Origin of the sequence: Microbacterium sp. Y-01, assembly GCF_003856715.1 — a bacterium.
Taxonomy (GTDB): Bacteria; Actinomycetota; Actinomycetes; order Actinomycetales; family Microbacteriaceae; genus Microbacterium; species Microbacterium algeriense.
In genome coordinates, this window is record NZ_CP024170.1 from 3,494,968 (window position 1) to 3,516,409 (window position 21,442).

General features: G+C 70.9%; 19 protein-coding genes and 1 riboswitch. Of the genes, 2 read left to right on the plus strand and 17 right to left on the minus strand.

All coding sequences use genetic code 11. The annotated features are described in order from the left end of the window. Window positions 1–59: 59 nt before the first annotated feature. The 3 genes from CSX12_RS16810 to CSX12_RS16820 form a co-directional block, all read right to left on the minus strand. Window positions 60–839 carry an energy-coupling factor transporter transmembrane component T gene (locus CSX12_RS16810; protein WP_124896548.1) on the minus strand — a complete coding sequence of 260 codons (780 nt, stop codon included), beginning with the start codon at window positions 837–839 and terminating at the stop codon, window positions 60–62. Continuing rightward, window positions 836–2,287, minus strand: a complete 1,452-nt coding sequence (locus CSX12_RS16815) for an ABC transporter ATP-binding protein (protein WP_124896549.1) — start codon at window positions 2,285–2,287, stop codon at window positions 836–838. Before CSX12_RS16815 ends, CSX12_RS16810 begins: the two co-directional genes overlap by 4 nt. A 2-nt stretch (window positions 2,288–2,289) precedes the next feature. After that, window positions 2,290–2,946, minus strand: coding sequence for an ECF transporter S component (locus tag CSX12_RS16820; RefSeq protein ID WP_124896550.1), 657 nt, complete (start codon window positions 2,944–2,946; stop codon window positions 2,290–2,292). After that, a riboswitch (TPP riboswitch) is annotated at window positions 2,937–3,048 on the minus strand. Its footprint overlaps the gene before it by 10 nt. A gap of 81 nt (window positions 3,049–3,129) precedes the next feature. Between CSX12_RS16820 and CSX12_RS16825 the strand changes: the two genes are divergently transcribed. After that, window positions 3,130–4,620, plus strand: coding sequence for a D-alanyl-D-alanine carboxypeptidase (locus tag CSX12_RS16825; protein ID WP_124896551.1), 1,491 nt, complete (start codon window positions 3,130–3,132; stop codon window positions 4,618–4,620). A 68-nt stretch (window positions 4,621–4,688) separates the two neighbouring features. On the opposite strand, the gene CSX12_RS16830 is transcribed toward CSX12_RS16825, so the two are convergent. The 3 genes from CSX12_RS16830 to CSX12_RS16840 all read right to left on the minus strand — a co-directional run bounded on the left by CSX12_RS16830 (window position 4,689) and on the right by CSX12_RS16840 (window position 9,959). Next, the gene (locus tag CSX12_RS16830; protein WP_124896552.1) at window positions 4,689–6,971 is read right to left on the minus strand and encodes an ABC transporter ATP-binding protein; all 2,283 of its coding nucleotides are present in this window, start codon (window positions 6,969–6,971) and stop codon (window positions 4,689–4,691) included. After that, window positions 6,968–8,695, minus strand: coding sequence for an ABC transporter ATP-binding protein (locus tag CSX12_RS16835; protein ID WP_017203401.1), 1,728 nt, complete (start codon window positions 8,693–8,695; stop codon window positions 6,968–6,970). The genes CSX12_RS16830 and CSX12_RS16835 overlap by 4 nt, the downstream gene beginning before the upstream one ends. Window positions 8,696–8,897: 202 nt before the next feature. Beyond that, the gene (locus tag CSX12_RS16840) at window positions 8,898–9,959 is read right to left on the minus strand and encodes an enoyl-CoA hydratase/isomerase family protein (protein ID WP_124896553.1); all 1,062 of its coding nucleotides are present in this window, start codon (window positions 9,957–9,959) and stop codon (window positions 8,898–8,900) included. 112 nt (window positions 9,960–10,071) lie between these two features. On the opposite strand from CSX12_RS16840, the gene CSX12_RS18765 reads away from it, so the two are divergent. Further along, entirely contained in the window at window positions 10,072–11,952 is a 1,881-nt protein-coding gene (locus CSX12_RS18765; RefSeq protein ID WP_241160498.1) for an ATP-binding cassette domain-containing protein, read from the plus strand. A gap of 63 nt (window positions 11,953–12,015) precedes the next feature. On the opposite strand, the gene CSX12_RS16850 is transcribed toward CSX12_RS18765, so the two are convergent. The 11 genes from CSX12_RS16850 to hemE form a co-directional block, all read right to left on the minus strand. Continuing rightward, a complete protein-coding gene (locus tag CSX12_RS16850) occupies window positions 12,016–12,465 on the minus strand; it encodes a hypothetical protein (protein WP_017203405.1) in 450 nt (149 codons plus the stop codon). A gap of 174 nt (window positions 12,466–12,639) precedes the next feature. Next, window positions 12,640–13,962 carry a glutamate-1-semialdehyde 2,1-aminomutase gene (locus tag CSX12_RS16855; protein ID WP_124896554.1) on the minus strand — a complete coding sequence of 441 codons (1,323 nt, stop codon included), beginning with the start codon at window positions 13,960–13,962 and terminating at the stop codon, window positions 12,640–12,642. Between the two features lie 91 nt (window positions 13,963–14,053). Further along, window positions 14,054–15,031, minus strand: coding sequence for a porphobilinogen synthase (hemB, locus tag CSX12_RS16860; protein WP_017203407.1), 978 nt, complete (start codon window positions 15,029–15,031; stop codon window positions 14,054–14,056). Continuing rightward, a complete protein-coding gene (locus tag CSX12_RS16865) occupies window positions 15,028–15,825 on the minus strand; it encodes a uroporphyrinogen-III synthase (protein WP_017203408.1) in 798 nt (265 codons plus the stop codon). Before CSX12_RS16865 ends, hemB begins: the two co-directional genes overlap by 4 nt. Beyond that, window positions 15,822–16,817 (minus strand): hydroxymethylbilane synthase, encoded by a 996-nt coding sequence (gene hemC / locus CSX12_RS16870; protein ID WP_017203409.1) that lies wholly within the window; start codon window positions 16,815–16,817, stop codon window positions 15,822–15,824. Before hemC ends, CSX12_RS16865 begins: the two co-directional genes overlap by 4 nt. Window positions 16,818–16,822: 5 nt before the next feature. Next, complete coding sequence (gene hemQ / locus CSX12_RS16875) at window positions 16,823–17,503, minus strand: hydrogen peroxide-dependent heme synthase (protein WP_017203410.1); 681 nt, start codon at window positions 17,501–17,503, stop codon at window positions 16,823–16,825. An 81-nt stretch (window positions 17,504–17,584) separates the two neighbouring features. Continuing rightward, window positions 17,585–17,857, minus strand: a complete 273-nt coding sequence (locus CSX12_RS16880; RefSeq protein ID WP_124896555.1) for a hypothetical protein — start codon at window positions 17,855–17,857, stop codon at window positions 17,585–17,587. Then, window positions 17,844–18,251: a phage holin family protein gene (locus CSX12_RS16885; RefSeq protein WP_017203412.1), complete on the minus strand. Its 408-nt coding sequence runs from the start codon at window positions 18,249–18,251 to the stop codon at window positions 17,844–17,846. The genes CSX12_RS16880 and CSX12_RS16885 overlap by 14 nt, the downstream gene beginning before the upstream one ends. 1 nt (window position 18,252) lies before the next feature. Continuing rightward, window positions 18,253–18,669 carry a hypothetical protein gene (locus tag CSX12_RS16890; RefSeq protein WP_017203413.1) on the minus strand — a complete coding sequence of 139 codons (417 nt, stop codon included), beginning with the start codon at window positions 18,667–18,669 and terminating at the stop codon, window positions 18,253–18,255. Between the two features lie 146 nt (window positions 18,670–18,815). Beyond that, window positions 18,816–20,372 (minus strand): FAD-dependent oxidoreductase, encoded by a 1,557-nt coding sequence (locus CSX12_RS16895; protein ID WP_124896556.1) that lies wholly within the window; start codon window positions 20,370–20,372, stop codon window positions 18,816–18,818. A 47-nt stretch (window positions 20,373–20,419) separates the two neighbouring features. Next, window positions 20,420–21,442 carry a uroporphyrinogen decarboxylase gene (gene hemE, locus CSX12_RS16900; protein WP_124896557.1) on the minus strand — a complete coding sequence of 341 codons (1,023 nt, stop codon included), beginning with the start codon at window positions 21,440–21,442 and terminating at the stop codon, window positions 20,420–20,422.

The following is a 21,442-nucleotide window of genomic DNA, read 5'->3' on the forward strand; positions in this document are numbered from 1 at the left end:
CTTCTCCGGCCCAAGGTAGCCCTCGCCCGGGACTCGCAACAGGGCCACTCGGCCCGAGATCAGCTCCAGACGAAACGGAAGGTGCCGACGAGCACCGCGGCGGTCAGCGCGAGAACCATGATCAGGACGCCTCCGAACAGCGCCACCGCGTCGCGTGGATGCATCCGCGATGGTCGTGACCAGGTGCGCGGGATGCCGGAGCCGAAGCCGCGCGCCTCCATGGCGAGCGCGAGCTTCGAGCCCCGCCGCACCGCGAAGACCAGCAGCACGAACGCCATCGAGAAGAACCGCCGCAGCACCCCGCGGTCGCCGACGCCGCGGGCTCGACGAGCCAGGCTCATGGTGCGCCAGTCGTCGAGGAACAGCCCGAGCATCCTGGTTCCGGCGAGGATGCCCAGCACGAAACGAGAGGGCAGCCGCGCCACCTGGGAGAGCGCATCGGCGAGTTCCGTGGGGTCGGTGCCGCCGAACAGCAGGATCGTCGGCAGCCCCAACGCGATCACGCGCAGGCTCACGGCGATGGCCAGGGCGATGGAGTCCTCGCTGATCGTCGCGAAGCCGAAGCTCCAGTAGACCCGCCCCGCCGGTTCCGCGTACAGCAGCATGCTGATGCCAGCGATCGGCGCGAAGATCGCGATCGGCAGGAGCCGACGCAGCACCGTGGCCAGGCGCAGCCCCGTCAAGGGCAGGCACAGCAGCTGCAGCACGATCGCGGCCAGCGCGCTGGTGACGTCGATGGAGGCGAACAGCGGCACGGACAGCAGCACCGCCAGCACGAGCTTCGTGACCGGATTCACCCCGTCCAGCCACACCGGCCGCGCGGTCTCGGTGGCGGTCACGAGGCCGCCCCCAGCGTGATGCGGTGGCCGCCCAGGTGCCGGATCACGGCGTCGTCGTGTGTGACGGCGATGATCGAGCGCCCCCGCGCGATCTCCTCCTGCAGCAGGGCGACGAGCGAGATCCAGCCGCGACGATCCTGCCCGAACGTCGGTTCATCGAGCACGATCACCTCGGGTGCCCCAGCCAGGACGGTCGCGACCGACAGCCGCCGCTTCTGCCCACCGGAGAGCGTGAAGGGGTTGGCGAGCGCGAGCAGCGACAATCCGAGCCGTTCCAGCAGCTCATCGACGACGGCATCCGTCTTCGCCCTGTCCCAGCCGAGGGCGCGGGGGCCGACGGCCAGTTCGTCGCGGAGGGTCTGGGTGAGGAACTGGTGCTCGGGCTCCTGGAACACCATGCCGATGCGGGTGAGCAGTTCCCGCGAGGTCCAGCGGATGGGACGCGTGCCCTTGCGGCCGGCGAGTTCGGGGGCCGATCGCACCTCGCCCGCGTGCTCCGGAATCAGCCCGGCGAGGGTGAGCGCGAGCGTCGACTTGCCCGCCCCGTTGGGCCCCGTGATGACGGTCGCGTTCGCCCGCGGCACGCGCAGGTCGAGCCCCGCCTGCACCACGACGTCCGCCTCCCTCGCGATCGAGAGTCCGGATGCGGTGAGCGCGTCGAGGGCGGCGACCGGCTCGAGCACCGGAAGATCGATGCCGCGATCGGGCACCCACACCCCGGCCGCGGCCAGCGCGTCGGCGTGCGCGGCGAAGACCCGGTCGGGCGGACCGTCGGCGAGCAGGCCGCCGTCCGCCGCGAGCACGATCACGCGCGTCATCAAGTCGGCCCAGACGGGCGTGCGGTGCTCGACGACGATCAGGGTCGCGCCAGTCGAGACCACCGCGCGTTCGACACTCGCCCGCACCTCGCGCACACCGTCCGGGTCGAGGTTCGCGGTGGGTTCGTCGAGCAGCAGCAGTCCCGGTCGCATCGCGAGCACGCCGGCGAGCACGAGGCGCTGCTTCTGCCCGCCGGAGAGAGCCTTCGTCGGGCGCTGCAGCGGAACATCGAGGCCGACGGCGTCGAGCGCTTCGGCGACACGGCCGGGGATCTCGGTTGCCGGCACCCCGAGGTTCTCGCAGCCGAAGGCCACGTCATCGCCCACCTTCGACAGCACGATCCCGGCATCCGGGTCCTGCAGCACCAGTCCCACCTGACCGTGGCGCGACTCCGGAGCCGCACCGTCGATCCGGAGCGTGCCCTTCCGCTCACCCTCGTCGTCGCCGCCCAGCACGCCGGCGAGGCCCGCGAGCAGGGTCGACTTGCCCGCTCCCGACGCTCCGAGCAGCAGCACCCGCTCGCCCGGTTCGATCGTGAACGAGACGTCGGCGACGGCCGGGCGCTTCCGGCCGGCGTACCGCCAGCCCCAGCCCGCAGCCTGCACGCGGGCCGGGGCGGCGAAGGTCACGCTCAGACCTCGCGCACGTGCTCTCGCCCCACGGCGAAGCGGTTGAGTGCACCGGTGACGGCGAGGGCGCGCACCAGCAGCCAGCCGACGACGCCCGCCAGGATGGCCCCAGAGACGACGACGCTGACCAGGTAGATCGTGTTGAACTCGACCGACTTCAGGATGTTGGGCGAGCTGCCGTAGAACAGCTCGAACACCCAGGCGGCGAAAGCGGCGCCGACCCCGGCGAGCGCGGCGACCGTGATCCCGAAGCGACGGTAGAAGAACAGGGCGAAGACGATCTCGGCGCCCAGGCCCTGCACGAGGCCGGACAGCACGGTCGAGACGCCCCACACGTTGCCGATCAGCATCGACACGATCGCGGCGACGAGCTCGACGACCAGCGCCGCACCGGGCTTGCGGATCACGAGACCGCCGACGACGCCGCCGAGCAGCCAGATGCCGACGGCGATCCCGCCGAGCCCCGGCGTCAGGGCATCGGCCGCGCCGAACCAGGCGTAGCCGATCGTGTTCCAGCCCCAGAACACGAGGCCGATCGCGACACCGAGGACGGCGGCGACGACGATGTCGACGACGCGCCAGCGCCAGACCGGTGTGCGGTGAAGCCCGTTCGCGGCGGCGGATGCCTGCGTGGTCGAGCGGTGCGTGGACGTACTCATCTGAACTCCTCCCTGCGCTGGCATGACCCAGATCAGGTTCGACGGTCGAAGCGCGATTCGCTCCCTCTCAGCCCGGCTCGCCGGACTCCCGTGGTTGTGCTGACGATCCTACCGCGCCTCGCCACCGGCGCGTCTCCCCGCATCGCGCGGCGGAACGCGCCCGGGATTGGGTACCGTGAACGGGTGACCGCTTCACATCCCCCCGCCGCGGATGCGCCCGCCCCGCCCCTCACCAAGCCGCCGTACGTGCCGAAGCGGCAGCGGGTGGACGAGGACGCCCCCGACGAGCAGGACGCGCCCGCAGACCAGGCAGAGGCGCAGTGGGCGGATGAGAAGACCCCCGCGACCGCTCTGACGTGGGTCGACCCCGCGGCCGTCGCCGCGGATTCTCCGATCGCGTCGCTGGACGATCCGATGACGGATGAGCCGGCGGGCGGACTGCTGCGTGACGCGCGGACGCGTCCCGCCGTGGCCGGGCCCGGGGTCCTGGTGCCGCTCTTCACTCTCGTCGGCCTCGTCGCCGCCTACACCGGCACGACACTGCTCTGGCCGCTGCACGAGGTGCCGCCGACGGTGCAGACCGTCGCCGTCGAGCCGGTCGCCGCCCCGGCGGCTGCGCTCACGTGGCCGACCGAGGGTGCAGGCGCCGTCGGGATCGCCGGGCTCAGCACCGCGGCATCCCTCGCCGACGCCGTCCCGATCGCCAGCATCACCAAGGTCGTCAGCAGCCTGATGGTGCTCGACCGGATGCCCCTCGCGCCCGGTGAGCAGGGCCCCGAGTTCTCGTTCGACTACGGGGACAGCATCGAGTACTGGGACTACCGCCGCAGCGACCAGTCCGCGCTGGACGTGCCGGTGGGCGGCGTCCTGACCGAGTACCAGCTGCTGCAGGGCACGCTCCTGGGCTCGGCGAACAACTACATCGACCGCTTGGCGGCCGAGATCTGGGGTTCCGACTTCCAGTTCGCCCAAGCGGCCGAGACCTGGCTGCGCGATCGCGGGCTCACCGGGATCACGGTGGTGACGCCGTCGGGCTTCGACGAACGCAACGTCGCCACCCCCGACGCGCTGATCGCTCTGGGCGAGCTCGCGATGCGGAACCCCGTGTTCGCGGAGATCGTGGGAACCGTCTCGGTGGACCTCCCCGGCGCGGGGACCGTCGTGAACACGAACGGCATGCTCACCGACCCCGGGGTCACCGGCATCAAGACCGGCACCCTGGTCGGCTGGAACCTGCTCGCCTCGAAGGACGTCACGATCGGGGAGACGACCGTGCACCTATTCGCGACCGCCCTGAACCAGGCGGACGACGAGCAGCGACTCGCCGCCACCCGGTCCCTGTTCGCCGAGACCGAGGCCGCGCTCCGGTCTCAGGCTCCGGTCGTGACGAAGGGCACCGTCGTCGGCGAGGTGACCACGCCGTGGGGCGCGGAGGTGGATCTGATCACGTCGGCGGACGCGTCGGTCGTGCTCTGGAACGGTGCGCCGGCGACCCCCACGACCGCCGTGGACCTCGGGGAGGAGCGCGAGCAGGGCGACGCCGTGGGTGCGCTCACCGCGGTCGGTCCGATCGACAGCGCGACGACACCGGTCGTGCTCGCGGACGACCTCGATGGCCCGAGCCCCTGGTGGCGTCTCACCCACCCGCTGGAGCTGCTCGGGATCACGGACTGACCTCGCAGGAACAGCACGACGCCCCACCCGGCGGAAGCGGGGTGGGGCGTCGTCGTTCGTGCTGGCGGTCAGCGGCGCGGTGCGTCGCCCTCGTCTTCGAGCAGTCCCTGCGCCGCCGCCGTCTCAGCGGCGGGGACCTGCGCTCCGACCGACGCTCCGGCCACCGCGGCCGCCTGCGTCTCGGCTTCCGCCGTCTCGTCGGCATCGCCCGTCATCACGACGGGCGTGGAGCCGGTGAGCGCATCCTCGGCGTCGATGTCGGTCGCGGCCTGCTCGAACTGCGACTGGTACAGACGCCAGTAGGCGCCCTGCGCCGCGATGAGCTCGTCGTGCGTGCCCTTCTCGACGATGTCGCCGTGCTCCATCACGAGTATGAGGTCGGCGTCGCGGATGGTCGACAGGCGGTGCGCGATCACGAACGACGTGCGTCCCTCGCGGAGCGCCGCCATCGCGTGCTGGAGCAGCAGCTCGGTGCGGGTGTCGACCGCCGACGTGGCCTCATCGAGGATGAGGATCGACGGCTGCGCCACGAAGGCCCGCGCGATGGTGATGAGCTGGCGCTCACCCGCCGACACGTTCGCGGCATCCTCGTCGAGCACCGTGTCGTATCCCTCAGGGAGGGCGTGCACGAAGCGGTCGACGTAGGTCGCCTTGGCGGCGGCGATGACCTCCTCATCCGTGGCCGTCGAGCGGCCGTACCGGATGTTCTCGCGGATGCTGCCGGCGAACAGCCACGGGTCCTGCAGCACCATGCCGGTGCGCGAGCGGAGCTCGTCGCGCGTGACCTCGGCGATGTCCTGTCCGTCGAGCATGATCCGCCCGCCGCTGAGCTCGTAGAAGCGCATGATCAGATTCACCAGGGTCGTCTTGCCGGCACCGGTCGGACCGACGATCGCGACGGTCTGGCCCGGCTCCACCCGGAACGAGAGATCCCGGATGAGCGGACGATCGGGAGTGTACGAGAACGCGACGTTCTCGAACTCGATGACGCCCTTGCCCTCCACCAGCTCGGGCGCATCGGCGTCGTCCGCCTCCTGCTCGTCGGCGTCGAGCAGCTCGAAGACCCGCTCGGCCGAAGCCGTGCCGGACTGCACGACGGCGGCCATGCCACCCAGCTCCGACAGCGGCTGCGTGAACTGCTGCGAGTACTGGATGAACGCCTGGACATCGCCGAGACGGAGCTGACCGTTCGCGACCATCAGGCCGCCGAGCACCGCGATGCCCACGTAGCTGAGATTCCCGACGAACATCATGGCCGGCATGATGATGCCGGACAGGAACTGCGCCTTGAAGCTCGCCTGGAACAGCTCCTCGTTCTCGACCTGGAACTTGTCCAGCGCATCCTTCTCGCGTCCGAAGACCTTCACCAGCGCGTGACCGGAGAACGCCTCCTCGACGCGGGCGTTGAGCCGGCCCACCTTGCGCCACTGGGTGCCGAAGGCCTTCTGCGAACGCGGTCCGATGATGCCGAAGATCACGCCCATGAGTGGCAGCGTGATGAGCGCGACGAGGGCGAGCTGCCACGAGATCGAGAACATCATCACGAGCACACCGATCACGGTGAGCACCGAGGTGAGTGCACCGGAGAGCGACTGCTGCATCGTCTGGGTGATGTTGTCGATGTCGTTCGTGACGCGGGAGATCAGCTCACCGCGCTGCACCTTGTCAAAGTACGACAGCGGCAGGCGATTGATCTTCGCCTCGACGGATTCGCGCAGCCGCCACATGGTGCGCACCATGATGACGTTGATCACGTAGCCCTGGATCCAGGTGAGGAAGGCCGCGGCCACGTAGATCCCGAGGACGGCGGCGATGACCAGACGCAGGGCATCGAAGTCGACGCCCTGGCCGACGGTGAAGTCGCCCAGCGCTCCGACCTGGTTCGCGAAATCGGTCTGCCCCGAGCTGCGCAGCGCGTCGACCACGACGTCCTGCGGCGTGCCGGCGGGGAAGCCGGGGAAGTCGCCGTTCTGCTGCCCCAGCTGGATGGAGATGAACCCCTTGTAGACGAGGTTGGTGGCCTCGGCGAGGACCTTCGGGGCGGCGACCGTCAGCACGACGCCGATCGCGCCGAGGATCGACACGAAGACGAACCAGATCGCCGAGGGCTTCAGCAGCCCGATCATGCGCGCGAAGCTCGGACCGAAGTTGTCGGCCTTGCCCGGCGCGACGCTGTCCCAGTCGCCGGAGTGCTGACGCGCCTGCTCCGCGAGCTCGGCCTCGTACTGCTCCTCGGCGCTCAGCTCGACCTCGGCGACGGCGGCCGTCGCCTTGCCGCGGCCGCGACGTCGCTGGGTCCCTGAGCTTGTCGACTGGGTCCCTGAGCTTGTCGAAGGGTTCTGCTCGCTCATGCGTCCACCCCCAACTGCGACTCGACGATCTCTCGGTAGGTGTCGCTCGTCTCGAGCAACTCCTCGTGCGTGCCGACGCCGACCATGGTTCCTCCGTCGAGGACGACGATGCGATCGGCGTCCGTGATGGTCGAGATGCGCTGCGCGACCACGATCTTCGTCACGTGGGGCAGCTCCCGCCACAGCGCCTGGCGCAGCCGGGCGTCGGTGGTGAGGTCGAGCGCCGAGAACGAGTCGTCGAAGACGAGGATCTGCGGCCGGTGCACGATCGCACGGGCGATCGCGAGACGCTGGCGCTGCCCGCCGGAGACGTTCGTGCCGCCCTGGGCGATGCGCGAGTCCAGCCCGTCCGGCATCTCCTCGACGAAGTCGCGCCCCTGCGCGATCTCGAGGGCGTGCCAGAGCTCTTCGTCGGTCGCTTCCTCGCGGCCGTAGCGGAGGTTCGACGCGACGGTGCCGGTGAAGAGGAACGGACGCTGCGGCACGAGCCCGATGCTGTCCCACAGCGCTTCGACATCGGCCTCGCGCACGTCGGTGCCGCCGACGTGGACGGAACCGCCCGAGACGTCGAACAGACGCGGGATGAGCGACACGAGCGTGGTCTTGCCCGATCCCGTGGAGCCGACGATCGCGACCGTCTCACCCGGCTGCGCGGCGAAGCTGATGCCGCTGAGCACCGGGGAGTCGGCACCGGGATAGGTGAACTCGACGTCGTCGAGCGCCACCGCCCCCGGCACCGGGAACTCGGTCACGCCGTTCTCCGGGCGGATGAGCGTGGACTCGGATTCGAGCACCTCGCCGATGCGCTCGGCCGAGACCGCGGCGCGCGGGATCATCATCGCCATGAAGCTCGCCATGATGACGCCGCCCATGATCTGGCCGATGTACTGCATGAACGCGAACAGCGTGCCCACCTGGACCGTGCCGTTGTTGACCTCGATGCCGCCGAACCAGATGACCGAGACGACGGTGACGTTGAGGATCAGCATGAACAGCGGGAACAGAAGCACGAACAGCGAACCGACCTTGCGGCCGACGACCATGATGTCGGTGTTGGCGCCGCGGAAGCGCTCCTCCTCGATGCGCTCGCGCACGAAGGCGCGCACGACGCGGACGCCGGTGAGCTGCTCGCGCATGATGCGGTTGACGTTGTCGAGCTTGCCCTGGTAGCTGCGGAACAGCGGCACCATGCGCCCGATCACGAGGGCGGCGAGGATGAGCAGCGCCGGCACCGAGACCGCGATGAGCCAGCTCAGGCCGACGTTCGTCTGCACCGCGAAGATGATGCCGCCGATCGCGAGCAGCGGCGCGGTGACGAGCATCGTGGCGCCCATCATCGCGAGCATCTGCACCTGCTGCACGTCGTTCGTGTTGCGGGTGATGAGGGAACCGGCGCCGAACTGCGACACCTCGCGCTCGGAGAATCCGCTGACCTTGCCGAAGACGTCGGCGCGGATGTCGCGGCCGGCGCCCATCGCCGCGCGCGCGGCGAAGTAGGTGGCGGTGATCGAGGCGATGATCTGCCCGAGCGACACCGCGAGCATGAACAGGCCCGTGCTCCAGATGTAGCCGGTGTCACCGCGGGCGACGCCCTTGTCGATGATGTCGGCGTTCAGGCGCGGGAGGTACAGGGTCGCCGCCACGCTGGCGAGCTGGAAGACCAGCACGGCGAGCAGCAGCCATCGGTATCGGGAGAGATAACGGAGGAGGATTTTTCCCAGCACAGGCGGACTTTCTAGGAAGGAGGAAGCGGCGGATCTCCCGGCAGACGGATGCCGACCGACGATCGGCCACAAGACAGAGTGCCACGAAGTGAGGACATTCGTATCCCCCTTCGGGAGGACCTTCGCTCACAGCGAACCGATCCGTGCGCGACCCGCGGTTTCTGCACCGCGGCGAACAACGCGCCCGTCGGGCGCGCACCCCTCAGAACAGCGGCTGCCGAGGCACGTAGTCGCGCGCGGGCGCGCCGGCGTCGGGGGCGAGCTCGGCCAATGTGGGCGGGTCCCATCTCGGGTTCCGGTCCTTGTCGACCAGCTGCGCCCTGATGCCCTCGACCAGGTCGGGGTGCTCGTTTACGAACCACAGCACCCGCCGGTATTCGCCCTCGAGCGCGGCGCGGAGTCCGGGAAGAGCCCTCGCCTCGCGGACGGCGTCGAGCGTGACCGTGAGCCCGGTCGGCGCGAGTCCCTCCAGAAGTTCAGCGGTGGCCGCCGACTCGGTCGTCCCGTGCGCGTGCAGACGCTCGACGATCCCGCTCACCGTGTCCGCCGAGAAGGCGTCGTCGATCCACTCCCGGGATGCGGGCAGCTCGGTCGGATCGGGCGTCTCGTCGAACAGCAGCACGATCTCGCTGGGACCGGTGGGATCGGCCCGGAAGGCCAGCGCCTCGCGCAGCGCATCGAGACGCTCGGACGGGACGAAGTGGTCCGCGAATCCGAGGTGCACGGCATCGGCGCCGTTCATCGTCGATCCCGTGAGGCCGAAGTACTCGCCGAAGCGCCCAGGGGCCCGGCCGAGCAGCCAGGTCCCGCCGACGTCGGGCGTGAAGCCGATCCGCGTCTCCGGCATCGCCAGCTTCGAGCGCTCCGTGACGATGCGGATGGCCGCGTGTCCGGCGAGGCCGATCCCGCCGCCCATCGTGATGCCGTCGGCGAAGGCCACCACCGGCTTCGGATACTCGGCGATCATCGCGTTGAGCGCGTACTCGGCGCGGAAGAACTCCGCCGTCCGCTCCGCCTGCCCGGCGACGATCTGCGCGTGCAGCGCCCGCACATCCCCACCGGCGCACAGTCCGCGCTCTCCGGCGCCGTCGATCAGCACGATCTGCACATCGGTGTCGTCGCGCCACCGGTTCAGCGTCTCCGTCAGGATCTCGATCATCCCGATGTCGAGGGCGTTGATCGCCTCGGGCCGATCGAGGGTGAGCCTTCCGAGAGCTCCTTCGGTGCGGACGAGGACGCGGGAAGCCGTCTGAGAATCGGTCACGCGTGCCAGGCTACCCCTTCTCCGACCGCGGTCTTTCCGCGCGAAATGCGGGATCCGACAGGCTTTTCCGGCAGGATAGGGAGGAACTGTTCGACGAGACGAGAGGTCACGGATGCCTGAAGGACAGGTGCTCGAGTTCACGCACGTGACGAAGCGCTTCAATGAGGTGACCGCCGTCTCGGACTTCTCCGCCCGCGTCGAGCCCGGAGCCGTGACGGCCTTCCTGGGTCCGAACGGAGCCGGCAAGACCACGACGCTGCGCATCCTGCTCGGTCAGGTCCGCGCCTCCTCCGGCACGGCCACGATCGGCGGAACCGCCTATGCGGAGCTGCGTCAGCCGCTGCGCACGATCGGCTCGGTGCTCGAGGAGACCGTCTACCGCCCGCGCCGGACGGCCGAGCGCCAGCTGACCATCGCCGCGAAGGCGAACGGCATCCCGCTCGCGCGCGTCGGCGAAGTCCTCTCCCTGGTCGGGCTCGAGGGCGAGGGCGACTCCCGCATCGGCGGCTTCTCGCTCGGGATGCGCCAGCGGCTGAGCGTCGCCCACGCGCTCCTCGGCGACCCGGGTGCTCTCGTCTTCGACGAGCCGGCCAACGGACTCGACCCCGAGGGCATCCGATGGATGCGCCTCCTGATGCGCCGCCTCGCCGATGAGGGACGCACCGTGCTCGTGTCGTCGCACGTGCTGAGCGAGGTCGAGCAGGTCGCCGACAACGTGCTCGTCCTGTCGAAGGGGCAGCTGCTCCTGGCCAGCGGCATCGAGACGCTCGCCGATCCGAACGGCGGGTCCGTCATCGTGGACGCCGCCGACCGCGAGGCGCTCACCGTGGCCCTGGCCGCAGCGGGCTTCGACATCGAGGTGCTGCGTTCGGGGCTGACGGTCCGCGGCGGAGACGCCGGGACGGTCGGAGCCGTCGCCGCAGACGCCGGCATCGCCCTGAGCACCCTCGTCCAGCGCGGCCCCACGCTCGAGGACGTCTTCATCGACCTCATGCGCGGCGGCCGGCTCGCACGTCCGGCGGAGACCGCGCCCGCCCCGCTCGCCGCTGCGGAGAGCACCCCGGTCGAGGCCGAGCGATCTGCCGAAGGCTCCCTCGTCGCGATCCCCGTCTCCACCGCCGCAGCCTGGGCCGCCGAGGCCACCGCCGCTCCCGCCGAGGCCGCCTCGACCGAAGACGCACCCGCCGACGAGGCGGCTGTCGACGAGGCGGCTGTCGACGAGGCGCCCTCCGACGAAGCGCACGCTGAAGACGCGCAGGCTGACGAAACACCCGCCGCCGACGAAGCACCGGCCGAGGAGGCACCCGCCACCGAAGGCGCACCTGCCGACGAAGCACCCGTCGACGAAGCGCTTGCGGAGGAATCACCCGCCGCCGACGCACCCGCCGACGAAGCGCCGGCCGACGAAACACCCGCCGCCGACGCACCCGCTGAGGAGACGCGCTCGTTCGACGAGATCCTGTTCGGCGCGGCGGCTCCCGTCACCGCCGTCGACCCCGCGGTCGGCGAGCCGGAGGCCGCCGCATCAATTCCTGCCGCTACCGACGATGAAGCGTCCGCGGAGACGACGGAGGAGGTCGCGTCGGAGGACGGCGACCACGCCGGCGTCGAGATCTTCGCCGATGCCTCCTCCGCCGAGACCCCCGCCGTTTCCGCAGACCAGCCCGAGGAGGATCCCCGGTCCGCCGCCGTCAGCTCCATGCTGGCCGCCGCCGCACGGGCGTACTACGAGGATGAGCCCAGGGATTACCCGCTGTCCTCCGAGGACGCCGCGGAAGGCGCGCACTGGAGCGTCGCCGCGACGGGCGTCATCGACACCGTCCCGCTGGCCGGCGACGACGAGTCCGCCCCGGCAGACGAGTCCGAAGCGGCTTCCGAGCATGCCGCAGAGGGCGAGCACCACGACGAGGGTGACAACCACGAGGGTGAGCACCACGACAACGGCGACCACCACGACGGTGGCGACCACCACGGCGACCACCACCACGGCTGAACCCGCCACTGACGCGAACGCCCTCCGGACCCACGGGTCACGGAGGGCGTTCCGCGTCCGGGCTCAGGCCGGTCGCGGTCGGATGACCGGTCGGCGGCTGCCCTTCGAGACGGGTGTCGGCGCGGTGGCCACGATCTCCTCGACGTTCGCGGGCTCGTCGGACACGTCCAGTCGCAGCGCCTGCGTGAGTGCGAGCCCGTGCCGCGTGGTGAGGATCAGTCGACGGTACTGCTCGTCGCCTTCGAGGTCGATCACGACGCTCGGACGCCGCCGGCGGATCAGCACGAAGTCGAGGCTGCCTGCGGCCTTCCAGCTTCCCGCCGCGAGGACTCCGGGGATGTGGGTGCCCGGGTTCGGGACGCCGCGGAGCCAGGTCCAGGCGTCGTCGGTCAGCTGGACCTTGGTGATGGTGTCGCGCACGATCCGGAGGTTGTCGCGGTGGAAGGTGGCGGCACGCTCGATCGGCGAGAGCACGACCTCCAGTTGCGTCTGGTCCAGCAGCAACGTCACCATGTCCACCAGTCTGCCAGCGCCGTGCTGCCAGTTGTCTGGAAGTTGCTCACAGGAACACAACGATCCATGCGCGCGTGGTCAGGCAGTCAGCCCGGATCAGGCACTTTGTCGCACAAACTGCCTGATTCCGCACGGTTGCCTGACCCCGCGCGCGACCCCGGGCCTGCAGGCGCGTCAGGGGCGGGCGTCGGCGGCCGCGCGCGCGGCAGCCGGGAGCGCATCCTCGATCCGCCGCAGCTCGTCCTCCCCGTGCGCGGCCGTGAGGAACCAGGCCTCGAACACGCTCGGCGGCAGCGCGACGCCCTGCTCGCGCATGGAATGGAAGAACGGGGCGTAGCGGAAGGAGTCCTGAGCCTGCGCCTCCGCGTAGTTCCTCGGCGCCGACGCACGGAACGCCGCGTTGAACAGATTCCCCGCCGAGGCGACGGCGTGCGTCACGCCCTCCGCCGACAGCGCGGAATCGAGCGCGGACGACAGACGGGCGGATGCCGCATCCACCGTGGCGTACACCTCCGGCGTGGCCAGGCGCAGCGTCGCCAGTCCGGCCGCCACCGACAGCGGGTTCCCGGACAGCGTGCCCGCCTGGTAGACAGGGCCGAGCGGCGCCAGCAGGTCCATCACCTCGGCGCGGCCGCCCAGCGCCGCTAGGGGCATGCCGCCGCCGACGACCTTGCCGAACGTGAAGATGTCGGGCAGGTAGTCCTCCCCCGCCGCGGCCTGCAGACCCCAGAAGCCGGCCGGGTGCACGCGGAAGCCTGTGAGCACCTCGTCGAGGATCATCAGGGCCCCGTGCGCGTGCGCGGTCTCGGCGATCAGGCGGTTGAACCCGGGCAGCGGGGCGACGACGCCCATGTTCGCCGCTGACGCCTCCACGATCACCGCAGCGATGCGCTGGCCGTGCTCGGCGAACACCGCAGCGAGCGCTTCCGGATCGTTGTAGCCGATCACGAGCGTCTGAGCGGCGATCGGGGCGGGAACGCCGGCCGAACCGGGGAGCGCCAGGGTCGCGACACCCGAGCCCGCCTCGGCGAGCAGGCCGTCGGAGTGCCCGTGGTAGTGCCCGGCGAACTTCACGAGCAGATCGCGGCCGGTGGCACCGCGCGCGAGGCGGATCGCCGTCATGGTCGCCTCGGTGCCGGTGGAGACCAGGCGCACGCGCTCGATCGGCCGGGTCTCGCCGAAGCGGACGCGGTCGGCGATCAACGCCGCCAGCTCGACCTCTCCCTCGGTCGGCGCCCCGAAGGACAGACCGCGCGACGCCGCTTCCTGCACGGCCGCGACGATCTCCGGGTGCGCGTGTCCGAGCAGTGCAGGACCCCACGACGCGACGAGGTCGACGTATTCGCGCCCCGCGGCATCCGTGACGGTCGCTCCCTTCGCGGAAGCGAGGAACCGGGGCGTCCCGCCGACCGACCCGTAGGCGCGCACCGGGGAGTTGACCCCTCCGGGGATCACCGCGCGTGCAGCGGAGAACAGGTCGTCATTGCGGTCGGTCATGAATGCTCCTCAGCGATGCACGGAGCCGTCCCGGCATCCCTTCCAGGCTAACCGCCGCTGCGGGACCCGAGAGCCGTTCGGTGGCCGGGACTCAGCCGCGGAGCCAGCGCGCGGCCTCGGTGGCCCAGTAGGTCAGCACCGCGTCGGCACCCGCCCGCCGGATGGACAGCAGCGATTCGAGCACGGCGCCTCGCCGGTCGATCCAGCCGTTCGCGCTCGCCGCCTCGATCATCGCGTACTCGCCGGAGACCTGGTACGCCCACACCGGGACGCTCACGGTGTCGCGCACCTCGCGGAGCACGTCGAGGAACGCCATCGCGGGCTTCACCATGACGATGTCGGCGCCCTCGGCCTCGTCGACGACGGCTTCGCGCACGCCCTCGCGCCGGTTGCCCGGGTCGAGCTGATACGTGCGGCGGTCGCCCGTCAGCTGCGAGTCGACGGCTTCGCGGAAGGGACCGTAGAAGGCGCTCGCGTACTTGGCGGCGTAGGCGAGGAGGATCGTGTCGGTGAACCCCTCGGCGTCCAGCGCGGCGCGGATGTGCGCCACCTGGCCGTCCATCATGCCGGACAGTCCGAGCAGCTGAGACCCGGCGCGGGCCTGCGCGAGAGCCATCGAGGCGTAGCGTTCGAGGGTGGCGTCGTTGTCGACCGATCCGTCGGCAGCGAGCACGCCGCAGTGACCATGGTCGGTGAACTCGTCCAGGCAGAGGTCGGTTTGCACCACGAGGGCGTCACCCACTTCGGCCGCGAGCGCCTCGGTCGCGACGTTGAGGATGCCGGCCGGGTCATCGGCGCCGGAACCCCGGGCGTCCCGCACCGCCGGCACGCCGAACAGCATCACGCCGCCGACGCCCTGCTCCGCCGCCTCGACGGCGGCCTTCCGCAGCGAGTCGATCGAGTGCTGCGCGACGCCGGGCATCGACCCGATGTCGACGGGCTCCGACAGCCCCTCGCGGACGAACAGGGGCAGCACGAGCTGCCGCGGCTCGAGCGACGTCTCGCGGACGAGATCTCGAACGGCTCGGGACTGACGCAGCCGCCTCAGGCGGGTCTCGGGGAAGCTCACGGTGCGAACTCGTCTGCCGCGTGGGGAAGCGTGAAGTGCGATACGGCGTCGATCAGCGCGTCGATCGTCTGGCGGTCCGCGACCACCGACACGGGCAGCCCGGCCCGCTGGGCGTCGTTCGCGGTGCGGGGTCCGATCGCCGCGAGCAGCGTCTCGTCCGGGATCTCGGGGAACTGCTCGCGCACCTGTTCTGCGACCGAGCCGCTCGTGATCAGGATGGCGTTGATGCGACCGTTCTCCACGTCGCGCCGGATGCGCTCGGTGACCGGGACGCCGACCGTGCGGTAGGCGACGACACCGTGGACGTCGTGGCCCGCCTCCGAGAGCAGCCTGCTGAGCACCGGCTTCGCGATCTCACTGCGCAGCGCGAGGATGCGGCGCGGCTCCTTCTCGAGCGCGATGAGCTGCTGCGCCATGCCCTCGGCGGAGTTGTCCTGCTCGGGGACGAGGGTGACCTCGTAGCCGACGGCCTGCAGGGCGGCCGCCGTGGTCTCGCCCACGGCGGCGATCTTCGTCGACCGCGGCACGATGGCCCGGTGCGCGAAGAGCACGTCGACCGTCGTCGCACTGGTGACCGTCAGCCAGTCGAACTCGCCGGCGGCCAGCTGGGCGAGGGCGACGTCGAGTGTCGCCTGATCCGTCGTCGGGGCGAAGTTGATCAGCGGAGCGACCACGGGCACCGCGCCGAGCGCACGCAGACGTGCGGCGACGCTGTCGCCCCACGGCCCGCCACGGGGCACGAGAATGCGCCAGCCGTCCAGCGGTCGGTCCTGCTTGATTTCGGAAGTGGTCATGAGGATTGCTCTCGAGGGACGAGGTCGGCCGCCCCTTGATCGAGCAGCCGACGGGCAACAGCGAGCCCGAGCTCGCGCGCTGCGTGCATCGGGTCTGCACCATCGGCAGCATCCGCACCATTGCCACTGCCGTTCCGACGAATATACTCCCCGTTCAGGGCTTCCGTGACGTCGAGCCCGATCCGGCGACTGCCGTCAGGGGCGTAGACGACCGTCCTGACGCGGATCGCGGCGCCCTGGACCTCGGCGTGAGCGGCCATGGGGGCTTGACAACCCGCGTCCAGTCCCTCCAGGATGGCCCGCTCGACCGTGATCGCGAGCCGGGTGTCCTCATGATCGAGCTGAGCGAGTGCCGCTCGCAGGTCCTCGGGAGCGTCCGCGCGGGTCTCGATCGCGAGGGATCCCTGCCCCGGAGCGGTCGGCCACTCCGCCAGCCCGAGCTCCTCACGGCGCAGCGGCGAGTCGGTGCCGAGCCGCGAGAGCCCGGCGGCGGCGAGGATCACGGCATCGAGCTCTCCCGAGAGCACGCGCGCGAGGCGGGAATCGACGTTGCCGCGGATGTCGACGACCTCCGCGTGGGGAGCCCTCCGGCGAACCTGCGCGATCCGCCGCGGGGAACCGGTTCCGACGGAGCTGCCGGACCGCAGCTCGTGCAGCGGCACGCCGGTGCGGGTGAGCACCACGTCACGGGCGTCCTCGCGTCGCGGCGTCGCGGCGATCACGAGCGACTCCGGCACGGCGGTCGGCAGGTCTTTGAGGGAGTGCACCAGGAAGTCGCATTCTCCCGCGAGGAGAGCCTCACGCAGGCGGGTGGCGAAGATGCCCAGACCGCCGATCTCGGAGAGCGATGCGCGGTTGGTGTCACCTTCGCTGGTGATCGGGACGAGCTCGACGCGGCGGCCGGTCACGGCCTCGAGAGCGGTGGCGACATGACCGGACTGCGCCTGCGCGAGCGCGCTGCGGCGGGTGCCCAGACGGATGGGAGTGCTCATGTCGTCTACTGGAGCACGTCCGCGATCTCGTCGAACCGGAGTCTGCGCCCGGTGTAGAAGGGCACCTCCTCCTTCACGTACAGGCGGGCGTCGGTGTAGCGCAGGTCGCGCATCATGTCGACGAGGTCGGTGAGCTCGTCGGCCTCCATCGGCAGCAGCCACTCGTAGTCGCCGAGCGCGAACGAGGCGACCGTGTTGGCGAGGACACCCGTGAACGCGGCGCCCTTGCGCCCGTGATCGGCCAGCATCTTGCGGCGCTCGTCCTCGGGAGCGAGATACCACTCCGGCGTGCGCACGAACGGGTACAGGCAGAGCCAGTCCTTCGGGCCGACGCCGCGGAGGAAGCCGGGCACGTGGGCGCGGTTGAACTCGGCGTCGCGATGCACGCCCATGACGTTCCAGACCGGCAGGAGCGAGCGCAGCAGCTCGGTGCGGCGCAGACGACGCAGCGCCTTCTGGAGCTCTTCCGCCGTGTCGCCGTGCAGCCAGACCATGAGGTCGGCGTCGGCCTTGAGTCCGGAGACATCGTAGAAGCCGCGGACGGTCACGCCGGAGTCCTCGACGTAGGAGACGATCGTCTCGAGCTCGGTCGAGTCGGTCTCGGTGACGGGGACGTCGGGGTTTCGTCGCCAGACGGCCCAGAGGGTGAAGCCGGACGGGTTCTCAGCGCGCTCTTCGGACATCATGACCCCCAGTCTGCCTCGTTTGCGCAGGACCTGCTAATCCCGCGACCGCCGCTGTCAGCGGGATACCGGGATGCCGAAGGATCAGCGCGCGATCGCCCTCGCGATGGCCCAGACGACGCCGCCGACGGCCGCCGCGATGCCCACCGTCGCGGCGATCGCGCCGACCGGATTGCGGTCGGCGTAGACCCGGGCCTTCGCCACGGCGCGCGTGGACGCCTTCTCGACCCGGCGCGGGATGTTGCCCTTGATCTCGATCGCGGCGAGAGCGGCCTTGAGCTCCGCGCGCGCCGAGGTGACGGGGTCGATGATCCCTGCGGGAACGGCGGTGCGCGGCAGCGCCTCAGAATTCGTCATCGCCGGCCTCCTTCACGATTCGGATGTCCTCGGCGACGGCCTGCGCCGGGTTCTGACGCTTGAGGACCTTGCGGAACTTGAGGATGCCGAGCAGCGCGAACAGCAGCACGGCGACGATCAGGATGCCGAACACCGCGATCGCCGAGAGCCACACCGGCCACCACGACGAGAGCCCGGCGATCGCGAAGACCAGGATCACCGGCACCGCCCAGAACAGGAAGAACAGCGCGACGAGGAACCACACCGAGCCGATGCCGGCGTCCTTCGACGTGCGGGAGATCCAGGCCTTCGCGGCGTCGATCTCGGCCTTGACCAGATTCGTGACCAGTTCCGGGAGGTCGCCGAGCAGGGTCAGCAGACTGTCGTCGGCCCGATCACGGTACCCGCGAGTCATGTCACTCGCCGGACTTCGTGGGCGTGGACTTCTTCGCGGCGGGCTTCTTCGCGGCGGTCGACGAGGAGGAGCCCTGTGCGGAGCCCTTGGCCTCCTCGATCGCGTCCTCGGCCGCATCGGCCACCTCTTCGGCGGCCTCCTTGCCCGTGGCGATCACGGCATCGAGCTTCTGGCCGGGAGTGCCGCTGCCCGTGACGGACTTGACGACCTTCACCGCGCCGGTCCACACGGCGCCAGGCACCGCTGCAGCCTTGTCGCCGACGAAATCCTTGACCTTCTCGACCTGCTCCTGCACCGGGTCGAGGTGCCACACCTTCAGCCACTGCGTCTTGATCTGCTCATAGCGCTCGTGCCCGGCACGGGTGCCGAGGACGTATCCGACGCCGAGTCCTACGACGAGTCCGATCTTCCCCTTCATGGGGTCTCCTCACGTTGTTCCGGCTTTGGTCCGTCCGGTGCGGACGCCGGTCGCAGGCACCAGGGGCGCCGCGGCCAGGTGTCCAGCGTAACGCCGTATGCCGATTTCGGCATCTATGCGTCAGAGGGTTGACACGGGGCGATCGTTCACTCCCACAGCAGAGCGCGGCGGAGGCGGTCGGCTTCCTCCTGCGCATCCGGGACGACCTGCGCGAGTCCCGTCCCGGCGAGCCAGGCTCCGACCGCTGCGAGACCCGGGACCGCCTGCACCGCCGCACGAGCCGCCGCACGGCGCTCGCCCGAGCCGATGATCGAGGCGGGCTGGGACTGCACGAAGCGACCCCGATGCGAGGCGACGACCGACTCCGGTCGCAGCGGCACGCCGAGCATCGTCGCCGCCTCGGACCGAGCGAGGTCCGTCGCGGCATCGTCGTCGAGGTCGGCCGTGGCGGCCGGCTCGCCCTGCGACCCGAAAGAGACCCGCACGATGTGCCGCGCCCCTGCGGCCTCCCGCACCCACGCCCATTTCGCGGTGGAGTGCGTGAGCGCCTTCGCCGTGTGACTGCCCGGCACGGTCAGGACGCCCGTGCCGCGCGGGGCGGCGTCCAGCTCCGGCGCATCCAGCAGCAGGGTGACGATCTCGATCTCCGGGGAAACCACCGCGTCCGCCGAGACCAGCGCGGGGACGACACCCGCCAGCAGTGCGCGCGCCACGGACTCCGAGGTCGCGACGACGACCGCATCCGCGACGAGCTCCTCGAGCTCGTCCACGGCGTCCACGGCGTCGGCGGAGTGGGCGGAGGGATCCGCCGGTCCCGCCGCGGTGTCCGGCACGGGGAGCTCGACATCCACCGTCCAGGTGTCGTCCGCACGGCGCACCGTCCGCACCCGCGCCCCTGTGCGGACCTCGACCCCGAGGCCGCGCACATCCGCCGCGAGCGCGTCGACGAGTCCGATCATCCCGCCAGCGAGTCCCTCGACGGCAGCGCCCGGCGCTTTCGCCGCGCCCGCGGGACCGGCCGTGCGGGACGCGGCGTCCTGCCGCAGTGCCTGGACCGCGCCGGAGAGCGAGCCGACGCGCGTGAGAGCGGCATTGAGGCCCGGTGCGGCCACGTCGGTGTCGACATCGTCGGGCGAGGCCGAGTAGACGCCGGTGGTCACCGGAGCGACCAGCCGGTCGCGGACCTTGTCTCCCATCCGCGATGCGACGAGGCGTCCGAGACTGAGCTGGTGGCCGATCGTCAGGGGCGGCCGGACGCGGTCGAGATAGGCGCGCCAGACGCCCGACCAGCCGAGGATGCGGCGCACGTCCTCCTGGAAGGGGTTCGCCGGGATTCCGAGGATGCCGCCGACCGGGAGGGGAGCTGCGCCGACGCCGGGGACGCCGGCGACCCATGCCCCTCCGGGGCGCGGTGCGACCACGCGGTCGGTCAGGCCGAGCTCGTCGACCAGGGCGCGCACGACGCCGCCTCTGGTCGCATAGCTCTCCGCACCCGCATCGATGACGACGCCGTCCAGCTCCACCCGGCGGATCGCCCCGCCGAGTTCGTCCGCCGCCTCCAGGACCGTGACGCGCATGCCGACCTTCGCGCATTCGCGTGCCGCGATCAGGCCTCCGATGCCGCCGCCGACCACGACGACGTGCTTCTCAGCCGCGCGGGCAGCCAGGTCGGCGGGTTCGGCGGACGCGGGCTCTGAGGTCATGCTCCCCATTGTCGCATCGGGGGGGATCGGACCTCGGCGGGCGCGGCTCAGACCGCGTGGGCGAGCTCGACGATCCTCGTGAGCTGGTCGGGATCCGTCTCGGGCGGGACGCCGTGACCCAGGTTCAGGATGTGCGCCCGCGCCGCGCGACCGCGCTCGAGCACGTCCCGCACGTGCGCCTCCAGCACCGGCCACGGTGCGGACAGCAGCGCGGGGTCGATGTTCCCCTGCACCGTGACGTCGGGCCCCAGGATCGCCGCCGCCTCGTCGAGGGGCTGGCGCCAGTCGACGCCGACACCGTCCGCCGCACCGTCCAGGCGCATGTCCGCCAGGAACGGCCCCGTCCCGACACCGAAGTGGATGGTGGGCAGGCCGATGCCCTCGAGCGCCGTCCGGGAGTGCGGAGCGACGAAAGCGCGGTAGTCCGCGGTGCTCAGCGATCCTGCCCAGCTGTCGAACAGCTGGACCACGGAGGCGCCGGCATCGCGTTGCGTCTCGAGGAACCGGCGCGAGACCTTCGCGAGCCAGCCAGCGAGGCGGTTCCAGGACTCCGGGTCGGAGTGCATCATGCCTCGCGCGCGCAGGTGCTCCTTGGAGGGGCCGCCTTCGACGAGGTAGGCGGCGAGCGTGAACGGGGCGCCCGCGAACCCGATCAGCGGGGTGTCGCCGAGTTCGGTCGTGACGATCCGTACGGCCTCCGCGATCGCGGCGCCGTCCAGGTCCGCCGGGTCGATCGCAGTGATCCGGTCCACGTCGGAAGCGGTGCGCACCGGGTTCGCGAACACGGGACCGCGTCCCGGTTCGATCTCCACCTCGACGCCGGCGAGGCGCAGCGGGATCACGATGTCGCTGAAGAACACGGCGGCATCGACGCCGTGGCGGCGCACGGGCTGCAGCGTGATCTCCGCCGCGAGGTCGGGGGTCAGGCACGCGTCGAGCATGCGCGTCCCGACGCGGAGCTCCCGGTATTCGGGCAGCGACCTTCCGGCCTGGCGCATGAACCACACGGGGGCGTGCGCGGGACGGTCGCCGGCGAGGGCGCGCAGGAGAGGGGCGTCGGAGAGGGCCAT

Bases quoted from the DNA above. Each gene is read 5' to 3' on its own strand.
- CSX12_RS16850 (WP_017203405.1), bottom strand. From the start codon at position 12,465: ATGGTGACGTTGCTGCTGGACCAGACGCAACTGGAGGTCGTGCTCTCG.
- CSX12_RS16890 (WP_017203413.1), bottom strand. From the start codon at position 18,669: ATGAAGGGGAAGATCGGACTCGTCGTAGGACTCGGCGTCGGATACGTC.
- CSX12_RS16880 (WP_124896555.1), bottom strand. From the start codon at position 17,857: ATGACGAATTCTGAGGCGCTGCCGCGCACCGCCGTTCCCGCAGGGATC.
- CSX12_RS16830 (WP_124896552.1), bottom strand. From the start codon at position 6,971: ATGAGCGAGCAGAACCCTTCGACAAGCTCAGGGACCCAGTCGACAAGC.
- CSX12_RS16820 (WP_124896550.1), bottom strand. From the start codon at position 2,946: ATGAGTACGTCCACGCACCGCTCGACCACGCAGGCATCCGCCGCCGCG.
- CSX12_RS16865 (WP_017203408.1), bottom strand. From the start codon at position 15,825: ATGACCACTTCCGAAATCAAGCAGGACCGACCGCTGGACGGCTGGCGC.
- hemQ (WP_017203410.1), bottom strand. From the start codon at position 17,503: ATGATGTCCGAAGAGCGCGCTGAGAACCCGTCCGGCTTCACCCTCTGG.
- CSX12_RS16885 (WP_017203412.1), bottom strand. From the start codon at position 18,251: ATGACTCGCGGGTACCGTGATCGGGCCGACGACAGTCTGCTGACCCTG.
- CSX12_RS18765 (WP_241160498.1), top strand. From the start codon at position 10,072: ATGCCTGAAGGACAGGTGCTCGAGTTCACGCACGTGACGAAGCGCTTC.
- CSX12_RS16895 (WP_124896556.1), bottom strand. From the start codon at position 20,372: ATGACCTCAGAGCCCGCGTCCGCCGAACCCGCCGACCTGGCTGCCCGC.
- CSX12_RS16855 (WP_124896554.1), bottom strand. From the start codon at position 13,962: ATGACCGACCGCAATGACGACCTGTTCTCCGCTGCACGCGCGGTGATC.
- hemE (WP_124896557.1), bottom strand. From the start codon at position 21,442: ATGGCCCTCTCCGACGCCCCTCTCCTGCGCGCCCTCGCCGGCGACCGT.
- hemC (WP_017203409.1), bottom strand. From the start codon at position 16,817: ATGAGCACTCCCATCCGTCTGGGCACCCGCCGCAGCGCGCTCGCGCAG.